27 protein-coding genes are annotated in these 25,463 nt (G+C 61.2%); 25 read left to right on the plus strand and 2 right to left on the minus strand.

The features are described from left to right. The first annotated feature begins 265 nt into the window (after positions 1 to 265). A complete protein-coding gene (locus LB515_RS21730) occupies positions 266 to 2,482 on the plus strand; it encodes a hypothetical protein (protein ID WP_224708916.1) in 2,217 nt (738 codons plus the stop codon). A 34-nt stretch (positions 2,483 to 2,516) separates the two neighbouring features. Here the strand turns inward: LB515_RS21730 and LB515_RS21735 are convergent, their stop codons facing one another. Next, positions 2,517 to 2,936, minus strand: a complete 420-nt coding sequence (locus LB515_RS21735; protein ID WP_224708917.1) for a hypothetical protein — start codon at positions 2,934 to 2,936, stop codon at positions 2,517 to 2,519. Positions 2,937 to 3,606: 670 nt separating this feature from the next. On the opposite strand from LB515_RS21735, the gene LB515_RS21740 reads away from it, so the two are divergent. The 6 genes from LB515_RS21740 (at position 3,607) to LB515_RS21765 (ending at position 7,103) form a co-directional block, all read left to right on the plus strand. Continuing rightward, positions 3,607 to 4,032 (plus strand): hypothetical protein, encoded by a 426-nt coding sequence (locus LB515_RS21740; RefSeq protein WP_224708918.1) that lies wholly within the window; start codon positions 3,607 to 3,609, stop codon positions 4,030 to 4,032. A 73-nt stretch (positions 4,033 to 4,105) separates the two neighbouring features. After that, positions 4,106 to 4,417 carry a hypothetical protein gene (locus tag LB515_RS21745; RefSeq protein ID WP_224708919.1) on the plus strand — a complete coding sequence of 104 codons (312 nt, stop codon included), beginning with the start codon at positions 4,106 to 4,108 and terminating at the stop codon, positions 4,415 to 4,417. A gap of 309 nt (positions 4,418 to 4,726) precedes the next feature. Then, positions 4,727 to 5,281, plus strand: a complete 555-nt coding sequence (locus tag LB515_RS21750; RefSeq protein WP_224708920.1) for a T6SS immunity protein Tdi1 domain-containing protein — start codon at positions 4,727 to 4,729, stop codon at positions 5,279 to 5,281. Between the two features lie 589 nt (positions 5,282 to 5,870). After that, positions 5,871 to 6,347 (plus strand): DUF4826 family protein, encoded by a 477-nt coding sequence (locus LB515_RS21755; RefSeq protein ID WP_224708921.1) that lies wholly within the window; start codon positions 5,871 to 5,873, stop codon positions 6,345 to 6,347. Between the two features lie 172 nt (positions 6,348 to 6,519). Beyond that, entirely contained in the window at positions 6,520 to 6,909 is a 390-nt protein-coding gene (locus LB515_RS21760; protein WP_224708922.1) for an SMI1/KNR4 family protein, read from the plus strand. Positions 6,910 to 6,911: 2 nt separating this feature from the next. After that, the gene (locus LB515_RS21765) at positions 6,912 to 7,103 is read left to right on the plus strand and encodes a hypothetical protein (protein WP_224708923.1); all 192 of its coding nucleotides are present in this window, start codon (positions 6,912 to 6,914) and stop codon (positions 7,101 to 7,103) included. Between the two features lie 223 nt (positions 7,104 to 7,326). Here the strand turns inward: LB515_RS21765 and LB515_RS21770 are convergent, their stop codons facing one another. Then, the gene (locus LB515_RS21770) at positions 7,327 to 7,644 is read right to left on the minus strand and encodes a YMGG-like glycine zipper-containing protein (protein WP_040980804.1); all 318 of its coding nucleotides are present in this window, start codon (positions 7,642 to 7,644) and stop codon (positions 7,327 to 7,329) included. A 364-nt stretch (positions 7,645 to 8,008) separates the two neighbouring features. Here LB515_RS21770 and LB515_RS21775 point away from each other — a divergent pair, with 364 nt between their 5' ends. From LB515_RS21775 to LB515_RS21860, 18 genes are all read left to right on the plus strand, one after another. Beyond that, on the plus strand, positions 8,009 to 8,581 hold the full coding sequence (locus tag LB515_RS21775; protein ID WP_224708924.1) for a hypothetical protein: 573 nt from the start codon (positions 8,009 to 8,011) through the stop codon (positions 8,579 to 8,581). 205 nt (positions 8,582 to 8,786) lie between these two features. Further along, a complete protein-coding gene (locus tag LB515_RS21780; RefSeq protein WP_224708925.1) occupies positions 8,787 to 9,692 on the plus strand; it encodes a hypothetical protein in 906 nt (301 codons plus the stop codon). Positions 9,693 to 9,731: 39 nt separating this feature from the next. Continuing rightward, the gene (locus LB515_RS21785) at positions 9,732 to 10,721 is read left to right on the plus strand and encodes a Coat protein (protein WP_224708926.1); all 990 of its coding nucleotides are present in this window, start codon (positions 9,732 to 9,734) and stop codon (positions 10,719 to 10,721) included. Positions 10,722 to 10,980: 259 nt separating this feature from the next. Next, entirely contained in the window at positions 10,981 to 11,664 is a 684-nt protein-coding gene (locus LB515_RS21790) for an outer membrane protein (protein WP_224708927.1), read from the plus strand. Positions 11,665 to 11,877: 213 nt separating this feature from the next. Then, entirely contained in the window at positions 11,878 to 12,477 is a 600-nt protein-coding gene (locus tag LB515_RS21795) for a hypothetical protein (protein WP_224708928.1), read from the plus strand. Beyond that, the gene (locus LB515_RS21800) at positions 12,477 to 14,942 is read left to right on the plus strand and encodes a hypothetical protein (protein ID WP_224708929.1); all 2,466 of its coding nucleotides are present in this window, start codon (positions 12,477 to 12,479) and stop codon (positions 14,940 to 14,942) included. The genes LB515_RS21795 and LB515_RS21800 overlap by 1 nt, the downstream gene beginning before the upstream one ends. A gap of 89 nt (positions 14,943 to 15,031) precedes the next feature. Next, positions 15,032 to 15,679, plus strand: a complete 648-nt coding sequence (locus LB515_RS21805) for a hypothetical protein (RefSeq protein ID WP_224708930.1) — start codon at positions 15,032 to 15,034, stop codon at positions 15,677 to 15,679. A 27-nt stretch (positions 15,680 to 15,706) separates the two neighbouring features. Continuing rightward, positions 15,707 to 16,204 (plus strand): hypothetical protein, encoded by a 498-nt coding sequence (locus LB515_RS21810; RefSeq protein ID WP_224708931.1) that lies wholly within the window; start codon positions 15,707 to 15,709, stop codon positions 16,202 to 16,204. Position 16,205: 1 nt separating this feature from the next. Continuing rightward, on the plus strand, positions 16,206 to 19,052 hold the full coding sequence (locus LB515_RS21815) for a hypothetical protein (RefSeq protein WP_224708932.1): 2,847 nt from the start codon (positions 16,206 to 16,208) through the stop codon (positions 19,050 to 19,052). Positions 19,053 to 19,174: 122 nt separating this feature from the next. Further along, entirely contained in the window at positions 19,175 to 21,148 is a 1,974-nt protein-coding gene (locus LB515_RS21820; protein ID WP_224708933.1) for a hypothetical protein, read from the plus strand. Between the two features lie 12 nt (positions 21,149 to 21,160). Continuing rightward, positions 21,161 to 21,601 (plus strand): hypothetical protein, encoded by a 441-nt coding sequence (locus tag LB515_RS21825; protein ID WP_224708934.1) that lies wholly within the window; start codon positions 21,161 to 21,163, stop codon positions 21,599 to 21,601. Beyond that, positions 21,601 to 22,311, plus strand: a complete 711-nt coding sequence (locus LB515_RS21830) for a LamG domain-containing protein (protein ID WP_140840723.1) — start codon at positions 21,601 to 21,603, stop codon at positions 22,309 to 22,311. The genes LB515_RS21825 and LB515_RS21830 overlap by 1 nt, the downstream gene beginning before the upstream one ends. A gap of 69 nt (positions 22,312 to 22,380) precedes the next feature. Then, positions 22,381 to 23,457: an acyltransferase family protein gene (locus LB515_RS21835; protein WP_224708935.1), complete on the plus strand. Its 1,077-nt coding sequence runs from the start codon at positions 22,381 to 22,383 to the stop codon at positions 23,455 to 23,457. Between the two features lie 122 nt (positions 23,458 to 23,579). Continuing rightward, positions 23,580 to 24,329 (plus strand): glycoside hydrolase family 108 protein, encoded by a 750-nt coding sequence (locus LB515_RS21840; RefSeq protein WP_224708936.1) that lies wholly within the window; start codon positions 23,580 to 23,582, stop codon positions 24,327 to 24,329. Continuing rightward, on the plus strand, positions 24,326 to 24,529 hold the full coding sequence (locus LB515_RS21845) for a hypothetical protein (protein WP_224708937.1): 204 nt from the start codon (positions 24,326 to 24,328) through the stop codon (positions 24,527 to 24,529). The genes LB515_RS21840 and LB515_RS21845 overlap by 4 nt, the downstream gene beginning before the upstream one ends. 109 nt (positions 24,530 to 24,638) lie before the next feature. Continuing rightward, the gene (locus LB515_RS21850) at positions 24,639 to 24,878 is read left to right on the plus strand and encodes an ABC transporter permease (protein WP_224637308.1); all 240 of its coding nucleotides are present in this window, start codon (positions 24,639 to 24,641) and stop codon (positions 24,876 to 24,878) included. After that, positions 24,863 to 25,057 (plus strand): hypothetical protein, encoded by a 195-nt coding sequence (locus LB515_RS21855; RefSeq protein ID WP_140840733.1) that lies wholly within the window; start codon positions 24,863 to 24,865, stop codon positions 25,055 to 25,057. The genes LB515_RS21850 and LB515_RS21855 overlap by 16 nt, the downstream gene beginning before the upstream one ends. Further along, complete coding sequence (locus tag LB515_RS21860) at positions 25,057 to 25,377, plus strand: hypothetical protein (RefSeq protein ID WP_140545448.1); 321 nt, start codon at positions 25,057 to 25,059, stop codon at positions 25,375 to 25,377. Before LB515_RS21855 ends, LB515_RS21860 begins: the two co-directional genes overlap by 1 nt. The last annotated feature ends 86 nt before the right edge of the window (positions 25,378 to 25,463 follow it).

A 25,463-nucleotide genomic window follows, 5' to 3' on the forward strand; every position in this document is an offset into this window, starting at 1 on the left:
GGTCAAGCCCGAGGATGACGAAGCGCGCCATATAAACCAGTCCAAGCATTGAAGCGCCGGCGGGACAGCACCCCCTCTGTCCTGCCGGACATCTCCCCCACGAGGGGGGAGATCGGCTATCGCGCGCGCCGCGCCCTAACGCCCAACTCACTCCCTCCACCACTTTCCAGCCGAACCCTCACCATCCGCACCGCCGAACCGGCCGCCATCCGCTGCGGCCCGTCTCCGCGCGTCCCAAAAAACCGCCCGGGCAGGAAACAGTCCAATGGTCCACATCATCCCTCTTTTTGTCGGCGAGCGCCGGCTCGATACCGGCAATGCGGTGCAATATCCGGACTCCTCGCCGGTCGGCGAAGCGATGCAGCAGTTCGGCGACAGGTGGCAGGCAGCCGCCGAGCGTTACGAGCAGCGCAAGGCGCAGCAGCAGGCCTTCGACACCGAGATCACCGCACGCCGGCTGAACGGCGAGCTCGCTCAGGCCGAGGCCGAGACGGTGGCCAACTCCCCCGCCGACGGCACCGGCCTGCACGAAGCCATGTACGGCCAGGTCGATCCGTATACCGACCAGGTGGTGAAGACCGGCCAGTTCGACACGCTGTTCGGCAATTTCCTGAAGCAGGTGCCGCCCGAACTGCGCCCCGGTCTTGCCAGCCGCAAGGAAGCGCTGCGGGAGGCGGGCGCGATACGCCTGGCGCTGCAGCAAAATCAGCGCCGCAAGCAATATGAGCAGGACCAGCTGGCGGAGGTCCACACCGCCGAGCTCGACAATATCGCGCGAAGCGACCCGAACGACACCGCCGCCTTCGACGCCTCCCGCCAGGCCGGCCTCGACCTCCTCGCCAAGATGGACCTTGACCCGCGAGCCAAGGCGCTGGCCGAAGCCGGCTGGCTCGACCGCTCGGCAAAGGCGCGGATTGAAGCGCTGATCGCCAAGAATCCGCAGGCGGCGCTCAATCTCCTCGGGCTGAAAGGCAGTGACGAGACCAACCCAGCCGAGCGGGGCGTCGATGGCATCACCACCGGCTCGGTCCGGCGACCCGACAGCGCCGTTGTGTCTGGTGAGAAGGAAGATCGCCTTCGCAAACTGGACCCAAGCGAACGGGTAGCGCAGGCGTCTCTGGATAATGCCCCCATCAGCGCGCTGCTCGCTGAGCTTTCGCCCGGCTCATACACCGACGTCATTCGCCAGGCCCGCAGCGCGGACGCTGCCAGCTTTATCTCCATGCACGCCGATCTCGACACCGACGCGCAGAAGGCAAAGGCCGCCATAGCCAATATGGAGCCCTATTCCGGTTCAAGGCATGACGACACCGAATTCGCGCAAGTCTTCGGCGCCGAAGAGGGCGGCAAGAGGTCCAGAGCCTTCAACTGGAGGACAGATGTGAGCCCATATCTGGCTGACATGCGCGTGAAGCCCACCAATGAGATCGACGCGTCCATTTTCGCGGCGAAACCTGTCCCGAACCGGTTTTCGCCGAAGCAAGACCCCGAAATGTATAAGCTCGATCAGGCGCGCTATGAGCAGGATGAGAAGCGCTATCAACTGAATGCGGACGCTGCTGCGTTGGTTATCCAGCAGAGGCAGGTCGACCCCGCTGGCTACGCTCGCAGGGTCAGCGCCAGCCTCGATGCTGCACTCAAGGATTTATCGACGCCGCAGAATTTACAGGCCGCGCTTGCCCAGTCGTTTGCTGCTCAGCGTCAGTTGGGTATTGCAAAGCCCCAGCCGCTGCCCCGGTCCGACGCCGAGGGCTTGCTCAGGGCCTGGGGAGATTCACGTGATCCCGAGGAAGCGCGTAGACAAGCGCTGGAGGGAATAGTGGACCCAAAGTGGCGTAAGGCGTTGGCCAAGCAGTTGGATGGTATCGAGGCGGCTCGATCACAGACGCCGGCTGCGGCCGGGGTGATTTCGAGCTCAGACCAATCTGACGGTGTCGATTCCGAACGACCTGCAAAATTTGCGAAGTCTATCTATCTGTCTCCTGCAGACATTCTTCGGCTCAAGAAAGCGGTAATGACAGAGTGGCTCCAGATCGACGATGAGGACGAGGCGAGAGGTGTCCTCGACGTTATACTGAACAGATACGTCTCTGGGCATTTCGGAAACGATTTTCGCGAGCTTCTAAACAAGGATGCTCAATTTACTGCCATAAATAGCGAAACAAGTAGGGAAAATGGACAGCATGACGTTGACCAGCTGTCGATATCTGACCCAAGATTCGCTAGAGTATCAAAGTTGATTGATGAGTATTTATTGCGGCGAGCTGCTGGAGCGCATGCCGTAGCCGGAACTAGGTTGAATTATGCAAATCCAGGTAAGTCTGATCAAAAAAGTCAAGCCTGGATAAAGGGCATTAAAGACGGAAAGTGGCTCGGGCGACAATTCTACGGCACGGCAAAAGACAACGTTCCGTTCCGTCCAAAGGAGTTTGGGATCGAGCTTCCTGATGATTATTATCCTGATGCGATGACTCCCCCGTAACGACGGCGCCGATACCGAGGACGGCGTCGCAGCATTAGGGAGCACACCCCATATCTTGAAGGGTGAAGTCAACGTCGCTGCCGTCATCCGTGCGGATGGTGTAGAACGTTGTAGACGCAGTTTCGGCGGGCCTCCATTTGAAGTCTTTTACGATCTTCGGCTCCACCGCGAACATATAAGAAAGCATTGGGCCGGCGATAAACCCATGCTCGCCATCTTTCGTAACTATCTCTGCCGCCGTTGCCGCCTGCAACTGGCTGCAATCATCCGAGAAACATGCCTTACCGGAGCCTTGTCTGATCACGGTCACGACAGCACCTGACTCGTCCGCCTTAAAAAGTACGCCCTTAGGGCAGCTTTTGAATAAAGTTTCCGGCTGATCCGTGTCATCCGATCTAGCCGCTCCGGACGACAGCGCAAGCGCAACCATCGCGGCGAAAATGAGCGAGCGCAAAGATGCCTCCTAAGGTTGCAAGGTGAAGAAGTCTGTTTCATAATGGTTGTATCTTGCTTTATAGAGATGTCCAGCCGATCGCATGCGTTTGCTTCGAATTACGGTGACAATGCACTATTTCACTTTGGTGGGACGTCCTCGTTTCCGATGCCTCACCGCCTTGCGGATTTGGCTTGCAACCCGATCCAAAAAGGCTCGGCCGGCTGATGCTCTCCGCCTTACGCAAGGCGTTGAAGGCCATGACATCTGCCTCGAGCAGATCGAACAGGCCAGCGGCAGATGCAACCTGTATCGCTCCCAGATCCGTAACCCATCGGGTTCGCCCGTCAGATCCTAACCGTTCACGAACGGGTTTAACCGATGCTTTGACATTGTTCTAAAATTATAGTTCTGATGCTTTAGTCACTGTACCAAGGGGGGCGGGGTGAAGAAGCCAAACAAACAAGCAAGTTTTTCTAACAAGCCGAAGTCCATCGATCGTCACGCAGCGCAAAGAAAACTTGATGAAGCTGCTCAAGCAGCCAAGTACGTTCCCAGCCCCTGCCACTAAGGGTGAGTGGAGTGATTTTTATCGCTCCCATCCCACGGCGACTCGCCAGCAAATAATTGACAAAGTTACAGAGATAGACAGGAAGTACGGGCATCTTTTCGAGCCTCCCATAGGTGATTAATGAAATACTTTTCCGTAGAGCCGATTGTTGTGGGCGACTTCGGTGAGGGTACTGTGATGGACGTAAGTGTGCATCCGCCAATCGTCAGCAAGCTTGTCTTTCGAGTCGATGCCTGGCCCGGCGATGTTCTCGTAGCAAGCTTTCCTTGCTTTCTGATCACGGAGGAAGCTAAATTTGCGTTGCAGAAGGTCGGATTCTCTGGTGCGACATTCGCTGACGTCGAAATCACAATCTCCGACAATTTTCGTGACGTTTACTCCGATGTTAAGATTCCGCCTCTTGTCTGGCTGAAGATAGATGGAAAGGCCGGTCACGCCGACTTCGGTATTGCCTCGGATCTGCGACTCGTTATTTCGGAACTCATCTTGGATGTGCTGGATGAACTGGGCCTTCCTATGGCGAGCTTCAAGCCGTTCGACGACTGAAAGACTGGAAATTGCGGCGACAGCTCGCTGAACATGCAAAAAGTGCGCTGTCACGGTAATTCTAGGTGAAAGTATGGATGATTGGAAGTTCAAAGACCCGAAAAACCTGGCTGTTATCTCGACACGAAGGATATTCCGTGGGGGTGGCTGGATTGCATATGTGTCGCATGATGTCGAGGATGAGTCGTGGCAATTTTACGGAAATGAACCTGAAGTTGATCACGATGACCTGATTTTAGTTGGGTTGATTGAGGTGGTCGAGCTTGATGAGAGTGTTGCACAGCTAGCGGATTTGCCCTTAGGCTGGCATGCTTGGCGCGATACAAAAACCTCGCCGTGGAAGCGAGGCAAAATGCCTCCAGAGCTCCCTGAGCCGACGAATTAGTCCCGTTGTAATTCGCCGTTGACCGTCACAATGAAGCGTTGACGATCCCACTGCCGTGCAACTGAGTAAGTCGAGTAGCGGCCATGACGTGGATCATGTACACGATTTGCAATTGGGAGGTGCCGAGGCGACGCATAACATGGCTCCGCTGGATTCAAGCGTGAACCGTAGCTTGGGTCCCCAGATATACCATCAGATAAAGCATCTGCCTCACGGGACGAGAATTGGCAAGGTAACGATCGGAGATCGATAATGTTTCCAAAGTTTCGGCAAAGCTTTTCCCCAGACGCAGGCCGCAAACCTGACTCCGTGAACATCGACACTGGCGTGCCAAGCCTAAATGAACTGCTTTCCAGTTTCGGTGGCGTGTCGTTCAACCACGGCCTTTACCGGATCGTCCGTGCCCAGGATTTGGCTGCGTGGAGCAACAGAATAATCTTGGGCTTCCCCGCATTTGCCGGGCGCATTACCTGTTTTGGATACGATTGGTTGGGCAGGACATTCGCCATTGACACCAAACGAACCGAGGAAGGCGAGCCTGGTGTGGTGATGTTCGAACCAGGGACCGGTGAAGCGCTTCAGATACCGGCCAATGTCCGGACTTTTCATGAAACCGAATTGGATGAGTATCAGGATGCCGCGCTGGCTTCGAATTTTTATGCGACATGGCGCGCCAACGGCGGCGCCGAACCTGCCTATAACCAATGCATCGGCTATAACGTCCCGCTCTTCCTGGGCGGCAAAGACGATCGTGAAAATCTAGAACTGACGGACCTGGAGGTTTATTGGCATATCACGGCTCAGCTCATCGCGAAGGCGAGGGGCTTGCCCCCGGGGACGCGCATAAACGTCAAAGGTGGGTGACTTCGAGAAAGCTGAATTCGACCCTGCAGCTCAACCCAATCCCGCGCAACCGGCCGCGGTTCGGGGCGGGTGATGAGAAAGTCCAGGGCTGCCTTGTTTTTCAACGCGGCCAGCTTGCTTGCAACTAGAAGGTTGTATATATATGTAATGCAATTATAGATTGCAAGGCATGGAATGTGAGGGGCCAACGGTCATTCTCGTCTTTGGTAGTGTCTGGTGAACCGGCGGTCTGGAATTCGAACTTACCATACGTACAAAGGGGGACTATATGGGTGCAGGTTCTGCCGCGATGCTGCTCGGGGCTCTGGTTCCGACATTTTTGCTGAGTCGCTTATTGCTGTGGATCACAAAGCGTTGGAACGGTGGCGTGCCCCGCCTGTTGTTGGTGCATATCGTTTGCGGGGCGCTAGCCGTTGCCGCCGCCGCTTATGGCTACTCGGTCGACGGGGCGCCCGATTGGTCTCGCAGTCCACTCTACGTTGTTGCTTAGTTGATCTGGCTGATTGTGGATTTCCTTCGCGGCCGCCGCCGGCAAAGCCAGCCTGCAAGCTGACGGCACTCGGACCGCTCGAATCGATCCTTTTAGCCAATGGGCAACGTTCCAGAGCCAGATTTCAGCAGCGTCACGCGCTTGCCTCCTGCTGATGTCAGCACCGGAGACGATGACCTCGATTCCGCCCTGGTCGAAGCCCGTCAATATCTCAAGTTCTATAACTGGGTCCTATCCATCAAGGGCGAATATTTTGGATATGGAGCCGAAGGAATAATCTACGTCTTTCTTTTCGAAATAGAGCCGGGGCGGCCGGAGGTGAATCAATGGATCTGGGTGATCGTTGGCGACGTGCCGCCGACATATATCCCTGCAGACGACGCTGCCACGCCCTTCGAAGCTCTTGATGGCTACATTGGTGCCTTGGAGGAATGGGTCGAGGCGGCGCGGCAAGGAAAGTCGGTGGCGAAATTGATACTGGTCAACGTCGATGCAACTCCCGCCAATGCGGAAATGCTGGCTGGTCGCCTCAAATTCCTTGACGAGAGGATTTTGCCAGAGCTCAAAGGTGATTGAGCGATGTTGGCCGTCTTGGTTCTAAGGGCTGGTCGACGAGTGGAATGGAAGTGCACTGCCATCGCAATTGCCGATTGACCCGGCCAACAAGATCGTCCTGCCTCGCGATGTCCATCGGGTAACAAGCTACGTCATCGTGGAATCAGTTACTTGAGCACTTGGGAGGATAGTAGTGAGATATATCTTAACCGAGGGACAGTTGGACGCGCCGGCTGAATCTGCTGTCGTCGATGGTCTGTCCGCACGCTTGGAATTAAAATTACCCAAGGACTATACCGACTTCCTCAAAGAGCATAATGGGGGCGAAGGTTTTGTTCACGATAACTACATTATTTTCTTTAAGGCCGAAGAATTGGCCGACTTCAATCGAGAGTATGAAGTCGAAAAATATGCGCCAGGTATTCTCTTGTTCGCGTCTAACGGAGGGGGTGAAGGATATGGCTTTGATACTCAACATCCAGATATGCCAATCGTGCGCGTCCCGTTCGTCGGTATGAACAGGAAGTTAGCTTTGAAAACGGCGCGTAACATAGCTGATTTATTTTCTCGATTGGCGAAATGAAAATGAACGACAAAAATGGATATTCGCGCCGCAAGGGCATGGAACTGTTTGAGATTACACCTGTCATCGTTGGCGGTGATCCAGTCAGTTTAGAGAATAAAATCTGGGTGACCAGGCAAGAGCATTTTGAATTGGTGCGCTTTTGGAATCGAACTATCGGGGATTTGCGTAAGGCGGGGCGAGCGGAGGAATAGGCGGCGTCGAGGCTTCCGATGTCCTCACTAAACTGATTTATCAGCCGCAGGCGTCGACGAGATTCATAGTGGGCACCATTCCGGGTGCACTCATTCTCGATGCGCCCATAGATGGGTGGACGGATTGAGCCCTCGACAGCGCCAGCATCTCGGATCCTGGCGCTGCCCCTCATCCCCCTGCCGGGACCTTCTCCCCGTTGAACGGGGAGAAGGCGGCTAAAGATCAATAATTGCCATTGTAGTACCGGTCGTCGCAGGGGGCGGTGTAGATGCGGCCGTAACGGTCCTGGTAGCGGCAGAGCTGGTCGCCGCGGCGCTGCGGCGTGGTGGCTGAGCCGACCACGGCGCCAAGCAGCGCGCCGCTGGCAGCGCCGATCACCGTGCTCTTGGTGTTGCCGCCGATGGCCTGGCCGACCAGCGCGCCGCCAGCGCCGCCCAGCAATGCGCCGGTGGTGGCCCGCTGCTGGCCTTCGGTCTGCGTCTCGCAGCCGGCAAGTGCCGCAGTCATCAGCACCGCCAGAATAGCCTTCTTGATGATCATCACTAGAACTCCTCTGAAGCCCCAGGGACTGACGACGGGGCGAACGGAGCTGAACTGCGGTCGCATTGCGGCGGAACGGCGGCGGAGCCCCTCACGAAGTGAGTCACGGTTTCCCGGCGGTTGAACGCCATGGTTTCCAAACCGGAAAGACCACGCAAACAGTGGCTTAGCGCCGTTGGCGGAATCAGCCTGCGAAGATGCCCTTGGTGGCGTCCATAAGCTGGCTGCACCATGCCGATCGGCGCCAGGTCCTTCGCTGCCGCTGCGGGTGCTCGTTGTTTGGAAAGCCGGGCACTTGGCTTTCCGCCCACTGCGCCGGCCACGCCTTAACCCCAAGAATTCCCCCCAAGAATGGAGAAACGACATGACCCGAGGACTTCCCCGGACCCTTGCCCGCGCCGCTGCCCGCGAGGCCGGCCTCGCGCCGCCCAAGCTCGGCCTGAAGGCCGTGACCAGCGGGCAGGGCGGCTCCTACCGCACCGTCTTCACCTTCGCCGGCATGCAAATGCCGGTGACCGATGCGCTCGCCTATGCGAGCCAGAAGATTTTCGATTTCACCGACGGCAAGGTGCGCATCAAGGGCGGCACGGCAAGGCTGCAGTTTGCCGTGCTGACCACGCGCGCATCCACCATAAACGACAACGCCGCGCTCACCTGGTCGCTGGGTTCGGCGGCGGCGTCCAGCGCCACGCTCGCCGGCACCATGGTCAATGTGCTGGCCTCCACCGCTCGCACGCTGGACGGCGCGGGCGCTGCGCTCTCCTCCGGCTCCACCGCCGACATCGCCGCCGCCTCGACGCTCGACGGCACGGCGACGCCGGTCGACCTCTATCTCAACCTGGCGTTTGCCACCGGCACGGATATCGATGCCGACGGCACGCTCGCGGTAACGGGAACGGTGACGCTGCTGTGGGAGAACTGGGGCGATAATGCGTAGGCGTAGGCGTTGACGCTCTCCCTTCTCCCCTTGTGGGAGAAGGTGGCCGAGCGAAGCTCGGTCGGATGAGGGATGCTCCAGCTTGGCGCACACTTCGATCCAAATCACCAACGCCTCATTTCTTCCAACACCCCTCATCCGTCTCGGCGCTGCGCGCCGATCCACCTTCTCCCACAGGGGGAGAAGGAGAAGAAAGGAACACCACATGACAGATCTGGCAGAGGCCGGGTCCGTGGCTTCGCGGCCGGCGGGCAACCTGGCGACGCCTCCGGCTTCCGGGGGCAACGGGTCCGCCCCGGCGGCCGGCAGAAGTTGGTTTGACGGTCTTTCCGAAGGCAACCGCAAGCTCGCTGAAGCCAAGGGCTGGACCAAGGCCGAAAACCTCGATCGGGTTTTCACATCCTACGCGGAACTGGAGCGCCAGCAGGGCGAAAGCCTGCGGGTTCCCTCAAAGGACGCGCCGAAGGAGGAGTGGGACAGGTTCCACTCCAGACTGCCGGAAGCCATGCGTCCGCTGACCTCGGCCGAGAAGGTCGAATACCGGCGGCCCGAAAACCTGCCGGAGAACTTCGCCTATTCGGACGAGCTCGCCAACGCCTCGAAGGCTTGGGCGGTCGAAGCGGGCGCCAGCCCGAAGATCGCGCAGGCCTATCACGACCGCTTCGTCGGCTATATGGCCGAGCAGGCTGCGCAGCAGCAGGCGGCGCTTTCACGCTCGGTGGAGGTAACCCACGACGAGCTGGTGCGCGACTGGGGACCGACCGACAGCGACGGCTTTCGCCAGAAGCTCGAGGTCGCCAACCGGGCGATGAAGAAGCTCGGCCTGGTCGACGCCTACAAGCAGAAGGGCATTCTTCTGCCCGACGGCGCGCTGACCGATCCGCAGATCGCCCGCGCCTTCCATGCGATCGGCGAGGCGATGTTCCGCGAAGACACGATCGACGCCGATGGAGCGCCGAGGGGCCAAAATCCCTTCCGGCGCAACGCAGTCGGCGAGCGCAATATTTCGGCCATCTCCGCCCTTGTCAAAAGCGACCCTCAACGCGCCCGGCGGCTCGCCCGGGATGCCGGCGAAAATCCGGATCTCTGGATGCCCAACAACCCGCTCTAGCCGCCAGCCTGACCTCACCAACCTCAAAGGAAAGACCAAATGGCAGACGCCTATACCCGCATCGCGGACGCGATCGTTCCGTCCGTCTATGCCCAGTACTCGTTCGAGGAGCATGTCCAGTCCCTCGAAATCTACCAGGCCGGTATCCTGTTTTCCGATCCGGCGATCTCGTCAAAGCTGTCGATGGGCGGCCGCTCCGTCGACATGCCCGGATGGAAGGATCTCGGCAACGATCCGTCCGAACCGGTCAATGACGATCCGGCCGACTCCATCGAGATGAAGAAGATCGGCTCGCGCCGCGAGGTCGCCGCCCGCAACGTGCGCGCTCAGGCCTGGGGCGTTCCGGACCTGACCGCCATCCTTGCCGGCGACGATCCGCAAAAACTGATCGTGCGCCGCCAGACCGAATACTGGCAGCGCGCCAACAAGCTCACCCTGCTCGGTATCCTCAAGGGCGTGCTCGCCGACAACGTCGCCAATGACGGCGGCGACCTGGTGCGCACCACCGGCGCCTCGATTGTCGACACCGACATCATCGAGGCGGCGTACCTGATGGGCGATCGCGCAGACAAGTTCCGCACCATCTGGATGCATTCCAAGCAGATGAAGGCACTCAAGCTCGCCGACCTGATCGACTATGTGCCGTCCTCGGAGCAGGGCGGACCGCTGATCCCCTATTACATGGGCCTGCGCTGCGTGGTCGACGACGACATCCCGGTCGCGACCGGCGTCTACACGGCCTTCATGTTCAAGGACAAGGCGATCCTGTGGAACGAGCTGCCGGTCAACTCCGAAGGCGGCCCGCTGGAGTTCGACCGAAAGCCCCGCCAGAGCCATGGCGGCGGCGTCACCGAAATGGTCGGCCGCCGGCATTTCGTGGCGCACGTGCCGGGCACGAGGTTCCTCGATGCCTCCAGCGTCGGCGAGTTCGCCACGGATGCCGAGCTCGCGCTGGCCGTCAACTGGGACCGCACCGCGTCGAGCGTGAAGAACATGAGCTTCATCGCGCTGAAGACGACGGAAGCGTGAACTCTTGAAGAGGCGGGGCTTAGCTCCGCCTCTTCAAGCCGCAGCGACGAAGACAAATACGAAACCGCCCGAGAAGGCCCGGCTGGCACTGGTGAAGGGCATAGTGCTGCCGAAGGCTTGACGCGCGATTTCCGACGGTTGCCGGGTGATCCTGCCCCAACCGGCGGCTGTGAAATCATTCAGGTGTTGCGAAAATGAGACACCAAAAATCAGCGATCGCTGATACGCTTGAAATCGGGCTTTCGATTTGGGGTTTTCGATGCGCTTACTTTCTTTCCTGTCTGCCGGTTTGCTCTCGCTGGTTGCCGGTTCCGCTTTGGCCGCCGATGTGGTTGCGAGCGAACCTGCCGGGGGCGTCAATTGGTCCGGCGCCTACATTGGCGCCGTCGCAGGATATGGGTGGAATAGAGATACTTACCACTATTTTGCTTCTTCGGTCGATTTCGATGTGAACGGCTTCGTAGGGGGCCTGACTGGCGGCTATAGCTGGCAGAAGGGCCAATTTGTTTTCGGTCTCGAAGGCGACGTCTCCTACGCCAATATTGACGGGAGCGTCCTCAAGGTTCCGTTTGTGGCGCCGTGCGGCGACGAGGGGTGCACAGCCAAGGTCGATTGGTTTGGCACCGGCCGCGCCCGCGTCGGGTATGCGTTCGACAATTTTCTACCCTACGCCACCGGCGGCTTTGCAGTCGGCCATGTCAAGGGATCGGCCGATGCTGGGGCTTGCGCCCTCGTGTCGGCTTGCGGCTACAGCGATACACGCTGGGGCTGGTCAGCCGGTGCCGGCGTCGAATGGGCGATGAATCAGCAGGTTTCGTTCAAGGCCGAATATTTGCATGTCGACCTTGGCCGGCCGTCCTTCTCGACCAGCAATCCGCCGGATCCGTCGACGGACCGCATCGACTTCGACACCGTCCGCATCGGTATTAACTATCATTTCTAGAGTGCTCACTGGCTTCGGCCGAGCTGTTGCAAAGATAGGGGAATCCGCTGGTGCCTAAGGCCCCAGCGTTCCTGGCTCCGCCGGGGCAGAGGACGCCGTAAAGCGCCGACACGCCGACATTCCGCACGTAATCCAAGCCGCCAATGGCGGCTTTTTTCATGCCCGGAGTTCCCCATGACTTTTGCTCGACCAAACCGGACGAGGCGCTGACCCATGGCCATCACCCCGCTCGATATCGCCAACATGGCTTTGGCAGTCCTCGACGAGGCGCCGATCGACAGCCTTGACCAGGACGTCAAGGCGGCCCGCCTGCTCAACCTTCATTTCGATCTCACCCGCGAGGGCGAACTGGCGAAACACGCCTGGGTGTTCGCCATCCTTTCGGCGCAGGTTGATGGCGCCGCTACCGGCGGTGGCGACTGCACGCTGAACTATGCCTATGAATTGCCGGCCGACTGCATCCGCCCGCTGCCGCTGACCGCCAATGGCGAGCCCGACGGCCAGCCGATCTCCTGGCGCCAGGAGGCGGGCCTGATCTATTCCGACCAGCCGGGGCCGCTGACCATCCGCTACCTTGCCAACCTCACCGATCCGAATGACTGGGACGCGCTGTTCACCGAAGTGCTGGTGGCGGCGCTGGCGATCAAGATCGCGCATCCTCTGACCCACAAGGCCGGCATGATCGACATCGCGCGCGCCGCCTATGACCGCGCGCTCGACGCGGCCTTCAGCGCCAACGCCATCCAGCGCGGGGGCCGGCTCTATACCGGCGCCTGGGCGACCCAGCGCGGCGATTTCCGGAGTCTTCGTTGATGACTGCGCTCTACCCGGTCCAGGACGTCTTTACCCGCGGCGAGATCTCGCCCAGGCTGCACGCGCGGGCTTCACTCGACCTCTACCGCGCGGCGCTCGCCAAATGCGAGAACTTCGTCACGCTGCCGCATGGCGGCATCCGCGCGCGCGGCGGCACTTACTTCGTCAACGAGGTGAAGAACTCGGCGAAGAAGACCCGCGGCGTTCCCTTCATCTTCTCTTCCGAGCAGGCCTACTGCCTGGAGTTCGGCGATCAGTATATCCGCGTCTACGCCTATGGCGCGCGCGTCGGCACGGTCGAGATCGCCTCGCCCTATCTCGAGTCGGATCTTTTCGAGCTCGCCTATGTGCAGTCGGCCGACCAGATGTGGATCACCCATCGCGATTATCCGCCCAAGGTGCTGACCCGCACCGCCCACACCGTTTGGACGCTCGATGATTTCGAATTTCGGGATGGGCCTTATGACGACATCAATGACAGCGCCACCACGCTGACTCCGTCCGACACTGGTCACCTGACGCCGAAAATGACGGGGAATACGTCCCCCTATGGCACGGCGTCGGCCTCTGGCGGCGGCACTGACGCTTACAGGATGTTCAATCGAGACAAGATCAACGAGGTGACTTTGGATGGCGGGTCCGACGGTTATATCCGCTACCAGAGTCCTGGCGGCGCGCGGCGGGTCGTAGACGCTTATTGGCTTACCACCTACCCGACCGCCACCTCCGACAACAATTACTTCACGGGTTGGGAGATCCAGGGCTCCAATGACGGTACGACCTGGGTGACGTTGGACTCCCGAACAGCAGAGACTGGTTGGGCCAACAGCGAGACACGGTTCTACGAATTTCACAACCAGGCAGCTTTCGAGTACTACCAGATGGCCTTCACCGGGGGCGGTGGACCGGACGCTGTAGATTGTCAGTCCGCGGAACTGGCCTTTCACATTGCTGCATCCGACCAGACACCGTTCGATCTCACCGCTTCGGGAACCGCCGGCATCAATGACGGCGCCGGCTTCCAAGCCACCGATGTCGGCCGCGCCATCCGGCTGCTAGGCGCCGATGGTATCTGGCGCTGGGCCAAGATCACCAGCCGCACCAGCGGGACCGTCGTCAAGATCGTGCTATACGGCCATGCCTTGCCGAACACCAATCCGATCACCCGCTGGCGGCTCGGCACCTTCGTGCCAGGCAAATATGTCGAGTCCGGTTCGCTCTACGAGGAGCGTCTGGCGTTCAGCCGTCGCTTCTCCGTCTACGCTTCGGCCACCGGCGACTTCGACAATTTCGCGCTCGGCGAGAAGGACGACGATGCGCTGGAATTCGTCCAGGCCGGCGGCGGCCAGGCCAACGATATCGTCTGGATCGCCGATTCCGACGGCGCGCTTCTCATCGGCACCTCCGGCGGCATCCGCGCGCTGTCGGGTTCCGGCATCGACGAGGCGCTGACGCCGTCATCGTTCAAGAACCGACGCTCGCGCACCTTCGGCTGCGCCCGCATCCGCCCCGTCGATGCCGGCCAGTCCTTCCTCTACGTCACGCGCTCGCGCCGCTCGATTGCTGAACTGGCGCAGGTGCAGACCACCCGTTATCAGTCCGACGACATCGGCCAGATATCGGAGCACATCCCGAAGAAGGGTGTCGTCGAGCTCGCCTACCAGACGGATCCGGATCCCATCCTTTGGTTTCCGCTGGATAATGGAGAGCTTGGGGGATACACGCACCAGCCGAGCCAGGAGGTTCGCGGCATGCACCGCCACCGCATCGGCGGGTCGTTTTCAGGGTCGGACTGGGCAATCGTCGAAAGTGCCGTGGTGACGCCCGGACAGAACGGCGTCGACGACATCTGGCTGATCGTCAAGCGCACCATCGGCGGCGTGACCAGGCGCTACATCGAGGTGATGCAGACGCCCTTCGAATACGGCGCGTTGGAAGACGGCTTCCAGGTCGATTGCGGGCTGACCTATTCCGGCGCCGCAGTCAACGTCGTCTCCGGCCTCGGCCACCTCAACGGCGAGAAAATCGACGTGCTGGCCGACGGCAAGGTCTTTCGCGGCCTCGCCGTCGCGTCCGGCCAGGTCACGCTGCCTGGCGGCGCAACGGCCGCCAAATGGCAGGTCGGGCTTCCGTTTCAATCGCAGGCTGACACACTGGAGCTCGATGTCGGCGGCCGGGACGGCTCGATCATCGGTCGCCGCAAGAAGGTGGCGAAGCTGATCCTGTCGCTGCTCGAGACCGACACGACAGGACTTGAGGTGCAGTCCTTCATCCGCGGCCGCTGGGAGGCTGTGCGAATGCCCTCGATCGTCGCGCCCGACGGCAAGGCAAAGCTCTATACCGGCAATGCCGAGGTGCCAATCGACGACAGCTGGGAAGGGCAGGGCAGGGTGAAGATCCGCCACGTCAATCCCACGCCCTGCACGATCCGTGCGTTCACGCCTGTGTTTGACGCCGAGCCTTAAACGCTGGCGGCGCTGAAGCTGCCAATCTCCCCCACAAGGCGGGAGATTGGCTCTCCTTCGCTCCGCTCCACCCACCCAAGGAACCCCTCATGACATCCCATGCCGAAGCTCTCGGCAGGGCGCGGACGGCTGCGGATTTCGCAGCCGTCATCGCTCTGCTCGACACCGACCTCTCGCAAGCCGTCGCCGGCCGCCATGGCCTGAAGCAAGCGGAAGACCGCGCCATTCTCGGCGATGGCGATCTCGCTGCCGCGCGGGCCGCGCTCGACGGTTGCAACGACGAGATCGCGATGCTGGAACGAACAATCGCCGCCGCTGGCAGCCGCCGCGATGCCGCCGCGGAAAGCGAGGCCCGCGCGGACATCGAGGCGCTTGCCGAAGAGATCGAAGGCAAGGCGGCACTTCTCGGCACCCGCTGGCGCGCCGCGCGCCGGCTGGTCGAGCAACTGCGTGAGGAACTGTTCGAGGCCGATGCGCTGTCGCGCGCCATCGCCACCGCAAACGGCCTGTTCGACGCCGCCGGCCTGGCGCGCCTGAAGGTGAGCCTGGCCGCTACCCGCCGCGCAGCCATGGCCGGCCCACGCGCGGCTGCGCCGGCGCGCCTTAGCCGCGCAGGGCTCGCGGCCGACCGGCTGCTCCTTTCGCTCGTCAGTTCCGGCGGCGCGCTCGATCCGCGCCCGGCGCTGCGCGCGCCCGTGGCGGGCGCAACCAGGAAACCCAAGACCCGGCGAGGCTGAACGATGTGCACATTAGCTCTTCTTGGATTGGCAGGCACGGCCGTCTCGGTCGGCGGCGCCCTGATGCAGGGCGCCCAGCAGCAGCAATTGGCCCACTACCAGGCCAAGGCCTACGAGCAGCAGGCGCAGGCGGATGCGCAAAGCGCCGCCTTCGAGCAGAGACAGGAGCGCCGCAAGCAGGATCTGCTCGAAGCCCGGGCGCGCGCCCAGGCGGGCGCTTCCGGAGTCGGTATTGCCGGCTCGCCGACCGAGGTGCTGGCGGCGAATGCCCGACAGGGTCAGGTCGACCTCGATGCGACTCTGTACAACTCAAAATTGCGTCAAAACGATCTCAACACCCAGGCCGCCATCTCTCGCTTCCAGGGCAAGCAGGCGATGACGGCCTCGATTTTCAAGGCGGGCAATGGCCTCATCGACGGTCTGTCCGGCCTCTACGACCCGGCCAAGTCCGTGACCTTCGGCGGCTCATCGCTCTCGCCTCGGGCGAGCAGGGCCATCATCGGCGGCTACACGGGGCTCTACTGAGATGGTCCACATCATTCCTCTTTTTGTCGGCGAGCGCCGGCTCGATACCGGCAATGCGGTGCAATATCCGGACACCTCGCCGGTCGGCGAGGCGATGCAGCAGCTCGGCGACAGGTGGCAGGCAGCCGCCGAGCGTTACGAGCAGCGCAAGGCGCAGCAGCAGGCCTTCGACACCGAGATCGCCGCGCACCGGTTGAACGGCGAGCTTGCCCAGGCTGAGGCCGAGACGGTAGCCAATTCCCCCGCCGACGGCGCCGGCCTGCACGAAGCCATGTATGGCCAGGTCGATCCATACACCGGCCAGGTGGTAAGGACCGGCCAGTTCGACACGCTGTTCGGCAATTTCCTGAAGCAGGTGCCGCCCGAGCTGCGCCCCGGTCTCGCCAGCCGCAAGGAAGCGCTGCGGGAGGCGGGCGCAATACGCCTGGCACTGCAGCAAAATCAGCGCCGCAAGCAATATGAGCAGGACCAGGTGGCGGAGGTCCACACCGCCGAGCTCGACAACATCGCGCGAAGCGACCCGAACGACACCGCCGCCTTCGATGCCTCTCGACAGGCCGGCCTCGATCTTGTCGCCAAGATGGACCTCGACCCGCAGATCAGGCTGCAGGCCGAAGCCGACTGGCGCGCCCGCACGGCGAAAGCGCGCATGCAGGCGCTGATCGAGCAGGACCCGCGCCGCGCCGCCGAGATGCTGAGCGCAGGATCGGTGGCCAGCGACGGCATGGGCGAGACGGTGCGGGCACAGCTTGGCGCCGCGGCGCAGGATGAGCAGGCCGCCGCGAAGGGCGACTGGCGTCGCAACAAGACGCCGGATGAGATGATCGCACAGGCGTTCGGCGACATTCCTGAGGAGGAACAACAAGCGATCCGCCGACAGGCGCAGGCCGCCAGCCTCGCTCAAGAGGTCAAGATCCGCGCCGCCATCGATCGCGCCGAAGCAGAGGCGCCGGACGAGATCGCACGGACCGGCAGCTACTCCGGCCACATACCGGGCGACGATGCCTACAAGATCGTCTACGGCCCGGAAGAAGGCATTAAGCGCCGGCAGGGTCTCGAATGGCAAGTCGATGTCGGGAAGAAGATTTTCGACATGGGGGCCATGTCGAACCAGGCCATCAATGCCGCCCTTAACGATGCCGAGGCTGCTTCGTCGCCAGACAAAGAGCGCGACGGGGCAACCGCCGTCGCGGCAAAGCTGGTCCTGGAGAGGAGGCGGGTCGATTCAGGTGGCTATGTCAGCGATACGTCTCAAGATATCTCCGCGGGCTGGAAAGCCGTATTTGGCACCGGACCTTCCGATCCAGAGGCTTATGACCAGGACACATACGACAGAACAATAGAATTGTCCGTCGCCAGGCAAAAAGCATTGGGCATTGATGATGAAAATCTCCAGCCCGTGCCGTTCTCCATTCTTCTCAAACTTGCGGAGGATCGCGACAGCGGAAGTATGTACTTCATGGACAACTACGCGAAGGCAAGCGAGTTGTTCTTGCGTACGAAAGGTCCCGTCGCGCGAGCAGCTCTGGTCCGGGAACTGGATGCTGCCGGTCTGGGCGGGATTCTGCCGGGCGGCAAGCCACGCCTTTCCGTGGGCGAGGTATTTCGAGCGGATGCCAAAGCCCTTGGCAAGGAGACTGCGAATGCCGGCATACTCGCCGGAAAATTGATTAAAGGTGCTGGCTACGTTGTTTCCCTTGGATCAACCGAGCGACCCGATTTCGGCCATGGGTACTACGAGCCAGCAAACAGCACCGAGAAGGTGATGATGCGTCAGGGAGGAGACGCATGGGGCTGGGCGATACCGGGGCCAGGGGTTGGTCGAGCTGCTGAGAGTGCGATACCGCGTGCAGTTGGGGCGGTCGGTTCCCAAGCGGCAGCGCAAATTGAACGTTCCATTGTGACCAATTCCAGTGAAGGCGCTTCACTTGCGCGACCTATGGACGAGATTGCGAGCAGAAGCGCAAACATCTATGATCCCCAAACAAAAACAGCTCGCTCGATTTTCGACGATTACCCAGGCGCGGTGAAGGCCGATGACAACGAAAAGCTCCTCATCGACCCCAGGACCGGAAGACAACTCTCCGATCCCGAGACCGGACGACTCCTCTACGACCCCGAAGGCAGAGCCCTCGGCGGAAAAACCGTGGTCGGCCGAAGAGTGGTGGGCGGAGAAGACGTCGCCATCGTACCGGAAGAACTTGACGACCTTGCAGAGGCAGCGATTGGCTCGCGCATTACGGCAGATGAGGCGAGAGCGTTTTCAAGAAGAGAAGTCGGAAAGTATATAGTGGCGCGTGGCCTAGATGGTCCTGAGCGTTCTATCCATATCTTGAATACGCTGCGTGCCTCCGACGCGACAAAGGTCGGGGCGCATGAGATAGGCCACATGATCGATGACCTTGCTGGCAAGACCGTCGGCCACGATCGAGTTGCGCCGGTTCGAATGATCGACCAGGATGGAATCAAGGCCGAACTCAGGTGGCTCTACAACGACCTCAACAATCCTTTTCTGCAGAGGGCTCGCGCCGCCGGGCAGGCTGTCGAACAATCCTCGTCGAAGGTGTACCGAGGCTTTGGCCCGGAGCAAATGGGCTACAAGAAGGGGATTGAGGCGGACAGGGAGTTGATGGCGGAAGCCATTCGCGCCTACATGGCAAACCCCAATTATATGAAGACCGTTGCGCCGAAGACGGCGGCCCGCATTCGCGCCTATGTGAATGAACACAAAGATCTGAAACACATCATTCAGTTCAACAGCGTTGTCGGTGCGGCCGGCGGGACCGCTGGAGCGGGAGCAATTTTGGATTCAGATGGCTTGGATACCGAGCGCGGACAGGCTCAATGAAGCTGTTGGCGAGAATCGCGGTGACAATGAGCTGATTCCGGTGCGGCTACAAATCTAGTCCCGCGCTAATCCCAATCTTTTCCAGCCTCGCTTTTGCGAGGCTTTTTCATGGAGCAAGCCTTATGGCCCGACCTGCAACCGCCGCCGTTCGCCTGTTGACCGGTGAACGCGAACCCGTGCGCCTGGCGACGACCGCGAACATCACCCTTTACGCCCTGCAGACCATCGACGGCGTGCTGACGCAAGCCGGCGACCGCGTGCTGGTCAAGGACCAGGCCGACCAGACCCAGAACGGTATCTATACCGCGAGCGAGGGCCAGTGGTTTCGCGCCGCCGACGCCCGCACCGCGCGCACAATGCAGAAGGGCACGACGGTACATGTGCAGGAGGGCACGGTCTCGGCCGATCGCGTCTATGCCTTCGAGACGCTGGATCCGGTGATTGGCGCCGACCCGATCGTGCTCAGCTTCTATCTCTCGCAGGACACGCTTGGCGGCGCAGTGAATGCTGCCAATGCCGCCGCCGCGAGCGCGGCCGCAGCACTCACCTCCAAGAACGCGGCGGCCACCAGCGCCACCAATGCGGCAGGCTCGGCCACGGCCGCCTCCGGCTCGGCAAGCGCCGCGTCAACCTCCGCCACCAATGCCGCGACCAGCGCCACCAATGCCGGCACTTCGGCGACGGCCGCGGCCGGCTCGGCTTCCGCCGCCGCCGGTTCGGCCACCAACGCCGGCACTTCGGCCAGCGCTGCTTCCGGATCGGCTTCGGCCGCTGCAGGCTCTGCCACCGCCGCTTCCGGCTTGGCGACCAATGCCGCGACCTCGGCCACCAACGCGGCGGCGAGCGCCATTGCCGCGGCAAATGCCGTGGCAGCCTTTGGTTACACGTTTTCCACCAGCACTGCCGATGCCGACCCCGGCAACGGCACGCTGCGGCTGAACAATGCCGGCGCCGCCTCGGCCACAGCCGCCTATATCGACAACCTCGATTCCAGCGGCGCCACAGTGAGCGGCGTGCTGGATACGTTCGACGACAGCACCAACACCATCAAGGGCCAGCTCACGCTGCGCTCCAAGGCGAACGCCGCGATCGCCTATGTCTACAACGTCACCGGATCGGTGGTGGATGGGGGCGGCTATCGGAAGCTTACGCTCGCCTATGTCAGCGGTGCCGGCACCTTGCCGACCAGCACCGACGGCATCTGGCTGATCTTCACACGCGCTGGCGACAAGGGTGCGGATGGCACCGGCGTGGGTGACTTCACAGGCCCGGCCTCCTCCGTGACCGATAACATCGTCACCTTCGCCGGCACCACGGGGAAGGCCGGTAAGGACAGTGGGGTGGCGGTGGGAAGCCTGGTGGCAGGGCCGGCCTCAGCCGCGGCCGACAACATCGCCACATTCAACGGCACGACGGGCAAGCTGGTGAAGGACAGCGGCGTGGCGGTGGCGAGTCTGGCGCCGAAAGCCAATGCCTCTTTCACCGGCACCTTCAGCCCGCCGGCGAACGCCATAGCACTGAATACCCTGGCTGACAGCGCTGCGGTGTCGGTCCTCGGCCGATCGGCCAATTCGAGCGGCACGCGCGCGGACATCGCGGCCGGGTCGGATGACACTCTGCTGCGGCGCGTGTCCTCGGCGCTGGGTTTCGGCCAGTTGACGGCAGGCATGGTGCCGGCCGGGCTGGTGACCTATGCCATGCTCGCTTCGGCGGCGATCGCTTCGAACAGCGAATTCCAGCTCGGCACGGCAAACAAGCTTCTCACGGCGGCCGCATTAAAGTCGACCGTAGCCTACCAGACACTTACGTCCGGCGCGTCGGTCTCGTGGGATATGTCGCTTGGCAACAACGCTTCATTGGCTGCGTCGACGAACGTGACGATCGGCAATCCGACAAATGCGGTGCCCCAGTTCGGCTTCGTGCTCAAGATCACCGCCGTGACGTCCGCACGCACCGTGAGCCTAAGCGCAAATCTTGTGCCAGCGGCCGGCGTCGAGAGCTTTCCGATCATCATCCAGACGACGGAAACCGTCTTCCTGGCCGGCTTTGTCGACACGGCGAGCCGCCTTGTCATCACCAGCGTTTTGAGAACCTAACAGGAGAACCCGATGTCCCTTCTCGTTCGCAAGATCAATGACGTTTGGCAGGAGTGGCACGCCTCCTCGATCGTGACCCAGATGGTCGGTACCTATACCGCCATCTACGGGGATGGCCGGCAAGTGGAGACCCCATGCGATCCTTATCCTGTCGAAATCCAGATGAACGGCGACAGCCTGCGCGGCTTCTACGACCAGGGCCTTTGGACGATCGACGAAGTCGAGGCGGTGGGCGGCAGGATTGCCGTGCCGTTCGTAGTGCCGGAAGGAAAACAGGTCGTCGGCGCACCGTCCTATGTGGAAACCGGTGAAGTGATCCAACAGATCTACCAGGTCGAGGATGCCCCGCCGCCACCGGAACCGCCGACGGCAGAGGAGAAGGTGGGTGCTATGCTGGCGGGATCCGGCGTCTCGATCAGCGAACTGAAGTCGGTCCTCGGGCTGGGCATCTAATGTATCCCGGTATCATCCCAAAGATCGTCGCGCCGCCGCCGAAGAAGGCGACCATGCTTTTGCATTTCGACGGGGCCAACGGATCGCAAGTTTTTGTCGATAGCTCGCTCAACAATCTCGCCATAGGGTTTGGAGGTAACGTTCAAATCGACACGTCTACGTCGGTCTTCGGAGGAAGTTGCTGCACCTTTGATGGGATTGGCGACTACCTTTACTGCGACCATCCGACGGCACTCAAATTGCCGGGGGATTTCACGTGTGAGGGTCGCATGCGATGCACTGCGGAAACCACAAACTCGCGCCCGGTATTCGATATACGAGGCGGCACGAACAATGCTGGGTTCTTCATCAATCTCAATCCGAGTGAGCAGTTAGATATCTTCATTGATGCAAATGATGGCGCCGGGGGCGTCAAGCGCGCCACGTCCGGCACGCTCACCGCCGGTACTTGGTATCATTGGGCAATCTGCCGCGCCTCGGGTGTGATCCGCTGCTTTCTCAACGGCACGCAATTTGGAAGCAACTTCTCCACCTCGGTTGCCTGGGATAGCACTTCGCTGAACATCGGAACTTTCGTCGGTGAGCGGGACACCGGCGGGCCAGACCACAAATACAAAGGGAATATGGACGAGATTCGGATCTCGAACAATCTTGCCCGCTACATCGCCAACTTCACACCGGCCGGTTCTGCATTTGATCGCTACGACTGATTGTTCATCTGGACATCTGGCATCGGCTGCGCGTACTAACGTCGGCGGTTTGCGAGGGACATGATCAGAATGGGATTCGCTACGGGCGACAGACAGCGTTTGTTGGCGCTCGATGGCCTTCGCGCCTACGCGGCAATCGCGGTCATCTTCTATCACGGTATCCTTCATTTTGATGAGGGATTGATACAGCGCGTTTTGCCAAAAACGTTCTGGGAAGTGACCGCAACCGACCACTGGCCCAAGCTGTGGCTCTCGATTTTCAACGGCACGGCGGCGGTCGAGCTGTTCTTCCTTCTAAGTGGTTGCGTGTTGATCCGTTCCCTTTCTGACATTGGTAATCCGTGGCGTGCGGGCGCATCGTTTGCCGTGAAGCGCGTGTTTCGCATCTATCCAGGGCTCATAGCCTGTGTGCTGGCCGCGGCATTGCTTCAGGCATGGCCTATCTCGTGGTCGGAAGCCTGTGCGAACATGGCCCTGTGGTCCTATGCAGTCATACAACCAAGTTGGACACTGCAGGTGGAAATGCTCGCCGTCCCACTGATGCTGTTGGCTGGAGTGTTTACGCTTCGGTGGGGCATGTGGGGTACTCTTGCAGTGCTCGTTTACACATGCATCGCTCGGAAAAATCCTGAACTGCTTGGAGTACAATTGCTCTCAGATTACGGGTATCTGTTCATCTTTGGGGCCTTGGTGCCGAGCGGGCTGGGTGCCTTTGCTGCTAAGTTGGCAAGGCCGATAGGATGGGCACTGCTCCTGGTCGCTTTCCTGTTGCTTAGGCAATTCGTGCACGGCCTTGAGCTTCTGACGGCAGCGTTAGGTTTTGTGTTGCTCGCGCTGTTGTTCCACGATGACAGGGCGGCTTCGTCACCGTTCTTCGTTTCGCCTCTTCCCGCATTTCTCGGGCGTGTGAGCTTCGGCCTCTATCTGTGGAATGTCCTCTTTCTGAACGCAATTCACAATGTGCCGCCAAGTTGGCTTCCGTCGGATGCGGTGATGGCGGGCATTCTGGTATCTCTCGTCATTATCCCCCCGAGCGTCTTCTTAGCAGCCGTCAGCTACCGATTGATTGAGCTGCCCGGAATTGCGCTTGGGCAAAAACTCTCTCGCGCCATCATTAAAGGCGCACCGCGTTTAGAAGCCGCGTAGATCTTGCCACTGCACCTTTAGTTTGGTCGCTGACCGCCGCGTGCGAGCGCTCCGTCTCGCCGCATGTTCCTTCGCACCCCTGAATCTCAAGAATCTGCCCCTCCCGGCGGAAAGGAACCCCCATGGATCGCAACTTTGCGCGTGCCCTTTCGCTCGTTCTCACCTCTGAAGGCGGCTGGTCCGACAACCCCGCCGACCCCGGCGGTGCGACCATGAAGGGCGTCACGCTCGCCAATTTCCGCTACGTCAAAGCAGACGCCACGAAGGCCGATCTGCGCGCCATCTCGGATGACCAAGTCGCCACCGTCTACCGCCGTTTCTATTGGGATGCTGTGGTGGGCGCTCAGCTCCCCGGCGGCATCGACTACGCGCTCTTCGACTTCGCCGTGAACAGCGGGCCGAGCAGGGCGGCGAAGTATCTTCAAGGTGTGCTCGGCGTTGTTCGGGATGGCCGCATTGGCCCGGCCACGCTGGCGGCGGTGAGGGCAAAACCCGCCGGCGTCGTCATCAATGCGCTGTGCGACGCGCGGCTCGCCTTCCTGAAAAAACTATCGGCCTGGCCGAGCTTCGGCCGGGGCTGGAGCGCCCGAGTCGCCTTCGTGCGCCGGCAGGCGCTGCTGATGTCGGCCGCGCCGTCGGCGACTGAGGGATCCGCTTCGCTGGGGCCTGCATCCCCCGATGATGACCCGCTAGCCGCAACCCCTGCCGGCGCCGGATTGCCTGCCGCCGGCGAGGCACCCACTCTGCCAAACAAATCCGCATCGCCCGCCAAGGTAGCCGGCGTCCTGGCGCTGATCACGCTGGCGCTCGGCTCGCTCACCGCCTCGACCGCGCATCTTTCCTGCAATCTTTTCGGAGTGTTCTGCCGATGACTGCCGTCATCATCCGCATCGCCCTGCGCTATTGCGCGGGCGTGCTTGTCGCGCGCGGCCTTCTGGGCGCCGACGACGCCTCGGCGTTCTCCGCCGATCCCGACATTCAAATGGCGCTGGAGACCGGCCTCGGTCTTGCCATCGCCGCCGCGGCCGAGTGGTGGCATCTGCTCGCGCGCCGCTTCGGCTGGGAGCATTGACTATGGAGAATCTGAAAGATCTGCTCACCGCGTGTATCGAAGCCGCCAGCCCGTATGTCGTCATCGGCGCCGCCTGCTTTATCGCCGGGCTTCTCATCGGAGCGCTGCTATGAGCGCGCTGCTGGCGTGGTTTCTCACCAATCCGTCAATCCTGGCGATCGGCGCCGGCCTTGTCGGCGCGCTCGGCTGGGGCTTCCGCCAGCGCCTCGCAGGCGCAAGGGCTGAGCGCAGCAAGCAGGCCGACGCAGAGGCCGCGGCCCGGGATGCCGCCGACCAGGTCGACAACGATGTCGGCGCTTTGCCGGCTGACGCGGTCAGAAAGGAGCTGAAATCATGGGCAAGGGATTGATCGTCGCCGCCATCGTCGCCGCGCTCGCCGGCTGCACGACGGGCAGGGGCAGCTTCTGCGCCGTCGCCCCGCCGATGCGCCTCTCTGCCAGCGCGGTCGATGCCTTGTCCGACCAGGAGGCGAGGGCGCTGCTTGCGCACAACCGCAAGGGCGAAAAACTCTGCGGCTGGAGGCCGTGATGCATGACATCTTCGATCTTCTCGGCATCAAGGGCCAGGTCGTGGCAGCGGGGCTCGCCGGCGGCGTGCTGCGGGCGCTGTCGCGCCATCGCTACAAGCTGCGCGAGATGATTGCCTCGCCCATCTGCGGCGCCTTGGCCGCCGCCTATCTGACATTGCCTGTCGTCGCTTGGGTCCGGGCAAGCGGCCTGCCAATTCCCGCCGCCGACGACACCACCACGCTCGCCGCAGCCTTCCTCATCGGAGTCTCGGCCATGTGGATCTCGGACATCGTTTTCGAGGTGGTCGTGCGAAGATTCAAACAAACCCCGGATTCCTGATCGCGGCGGACCGACACCGTGCAGGCATCGAGACATCGACCGGGAGATCGTCCACACGATACCAAGATGACGGTGTCAGCGGTTTG

Origin of the sequence: Mesorhizobium sp. CA15 (genome assembly GCF_020165215.1) — a bacterium.
GTDB lineage: Bacteria > Pseudomonadota > Alphaproteobacteria > Rhizobiales > Rhizobiaceae > Mesorhizobium.

What these genes read in the sequence shown, in the direction of transcription:
- LB515_RS21730 (WP_224708916.1), top strand. Translation starts at nt 266, where the DNA reads ATGGTCCACATCATCCCTCTTTTTGTCGGCGAGCGCCGGCTCGATACC.
- LB515_RS21740 (WP_224708918.1), top strand. Translation starts at nt 3,607, where the DNA reads ATGAAATACTTTTCCGTAGAGCCGATTGTTGTGGGCGACTTCGGTGAG.
- LB515_RS21745 (WP_224708919.1), top strand. Translation starts at nt 4,106, where the DNA reads ATGGATGATTGGAAGTTCAAAGACCCGAAAAACCTGGCTGTTATCTCG.
- LB515_RS21755 (WP_224708921.1), top strand. Translation starts at nt 5,871, where the DNA reads ATGGGCAACGTTCCAGAGCCAGATTTCAGCAGCGTCACGCGCTTGCCT.
- LB515_RS21765 (WP_224708923.1), top strand. Translation starts at nt 6,912, where the DNA reads ATGAACGACAAAAATGGATATTCGCGCCGCAAGGGCATGGAACTGTTT.
- LB515_RS21770 (WP_040980804.1), bottom strand. Translation starts at nt 7,644, where the DNA reads ATGATCATCAAGAAGGCTATTCTGGCGGTGCTGATGACTGCGGCACTT.
- LB515_RS21775 (WP_224708924.1), top strand. Translation starts at nt 8,009, where the DNA reads ATGACCCGAGGACTTCCCCGGACCCTTGCCCGCGCCGCTGCCCGCGAG.
- LB515_RS21780 (WP_224708925.1), top strand. Translation starts at nt 8,787, where the DNA reads ATGACAGATCTGGCAGAGGCCGGGTCCGTGGCTTCGCGGCCGGCGGGC.
- LB515_RS21785 (WP_224708926.1), top strand. Translation starts at nt 9,732, where the DNA reads ATGGCAGACGCCTATACCCGCATCGCGGACGCGATCGTTCCGTCCGTC.
- LB515_RS21790 (WP_224708927.1), top strand. Translation starts at nt 10,981, where the DNA reads ATGCGCTTACTTTCTTTCCTGTCTGCCGGTTTGCTCTCGCTGGTTGCC.
- LB515_RS21795 (WP_224708928.1), top strand. Translation starts at nt 11,878, where the DNA reads ATGGCCATCACCCCGCTCGATATCGCCAACATGGCTTTGGCAGTCCTC.
- LB515_RS21800 (WP_224708929.1), top strand. Translation starts at nt 12,477, where the DNA reads ATGACTGCGCTCTACCCGGTCCAGGACGTCTTTACCCGCGGCGAGATC.
- LB515_RS21805 (WP_224708930.1), top strand. Translation starts at nt 15,032, where the DNA reads ATGACATCCCATGCCGAAGCTCTCGGCAGGGCGCGGACGGCTGCGGAT.
- LB515_RS21815 (WP_224708932.1), top strand. Translation starts at nt 16,206, where the DNA reads ATGGTCCACATCATTCCTCTTTTTGTCGGCGAGCGCCGGCTCGATACC.
- LB515_RS21820 (WP_224708933.1), top strand. Translation starts at nt 19,175, where the DNA reads ATGGCCCGACCTGCAACCGCCGCCGTTCGCCTGTTGACCGGTGAACGC.
- LB515_RS21825 (WP_224708934.1), top strand. Translation starts at nt 21,161, where the DNA reads ATGTCCCTTCTCGTTCGCAAGATCAATGACGTTTGGCAGGAGTGGCAC.
- LB515_RS21830 (WP_140840723.1), top strand. Translation starts at nt 21,601, where the DNA reads ATGTATCCCGGTATCATCCCAAAGATCGTCGCGCCGCCGCCGAAGAAG.
- LB515_RS21835 (WP_224708935.1), top strand. Translation starts at nt 22,381, where the DNA reads ATGGGATTCGCTACGGGCGACAGACAGCGTTTGTTGGCGCTCGATGGC.
- LB515_RS21840 (WP_224708936.1), top strand. Translation starts at nt 23,580, where the DNA reads ATGGATCGCAACTTTGCGCGTGCCCTTTCGCTCGTTCTCACCTCTGAA.
- LB515_RS21845 (WP_224708937.1), top strand. Translation starts at nt 24,326, where the DNA reads ATGACTGCCGTCATCATCCGCATCGCCCTGCGCTATTGCGCGGGCGTG.
- LB515_RS21850 (WP_224637308.1), top strand. Translation starts at nt 24,639, where the DNA reads ATGAGCGCGCTGCTGGCGTGGTTTCTCACCAATCCGTCAATCCTGGCG.
- LB515_RS21855 (WP_140840733.1), top strand. Translation starts at nt 24,863, where the DNA reads ATGGGCAAGGGATTGATCGTCGCCGCCATCGTCGCCGCGCTCGCCGGC.
- LB515_RS21860 (WP_140545448.1), top strand. Translation starts at nt 25,057, where the DNA reads ATGCATGACATCTTCGATCTTCTCGGCATCAAGGGCCAGGTCGTGGCA.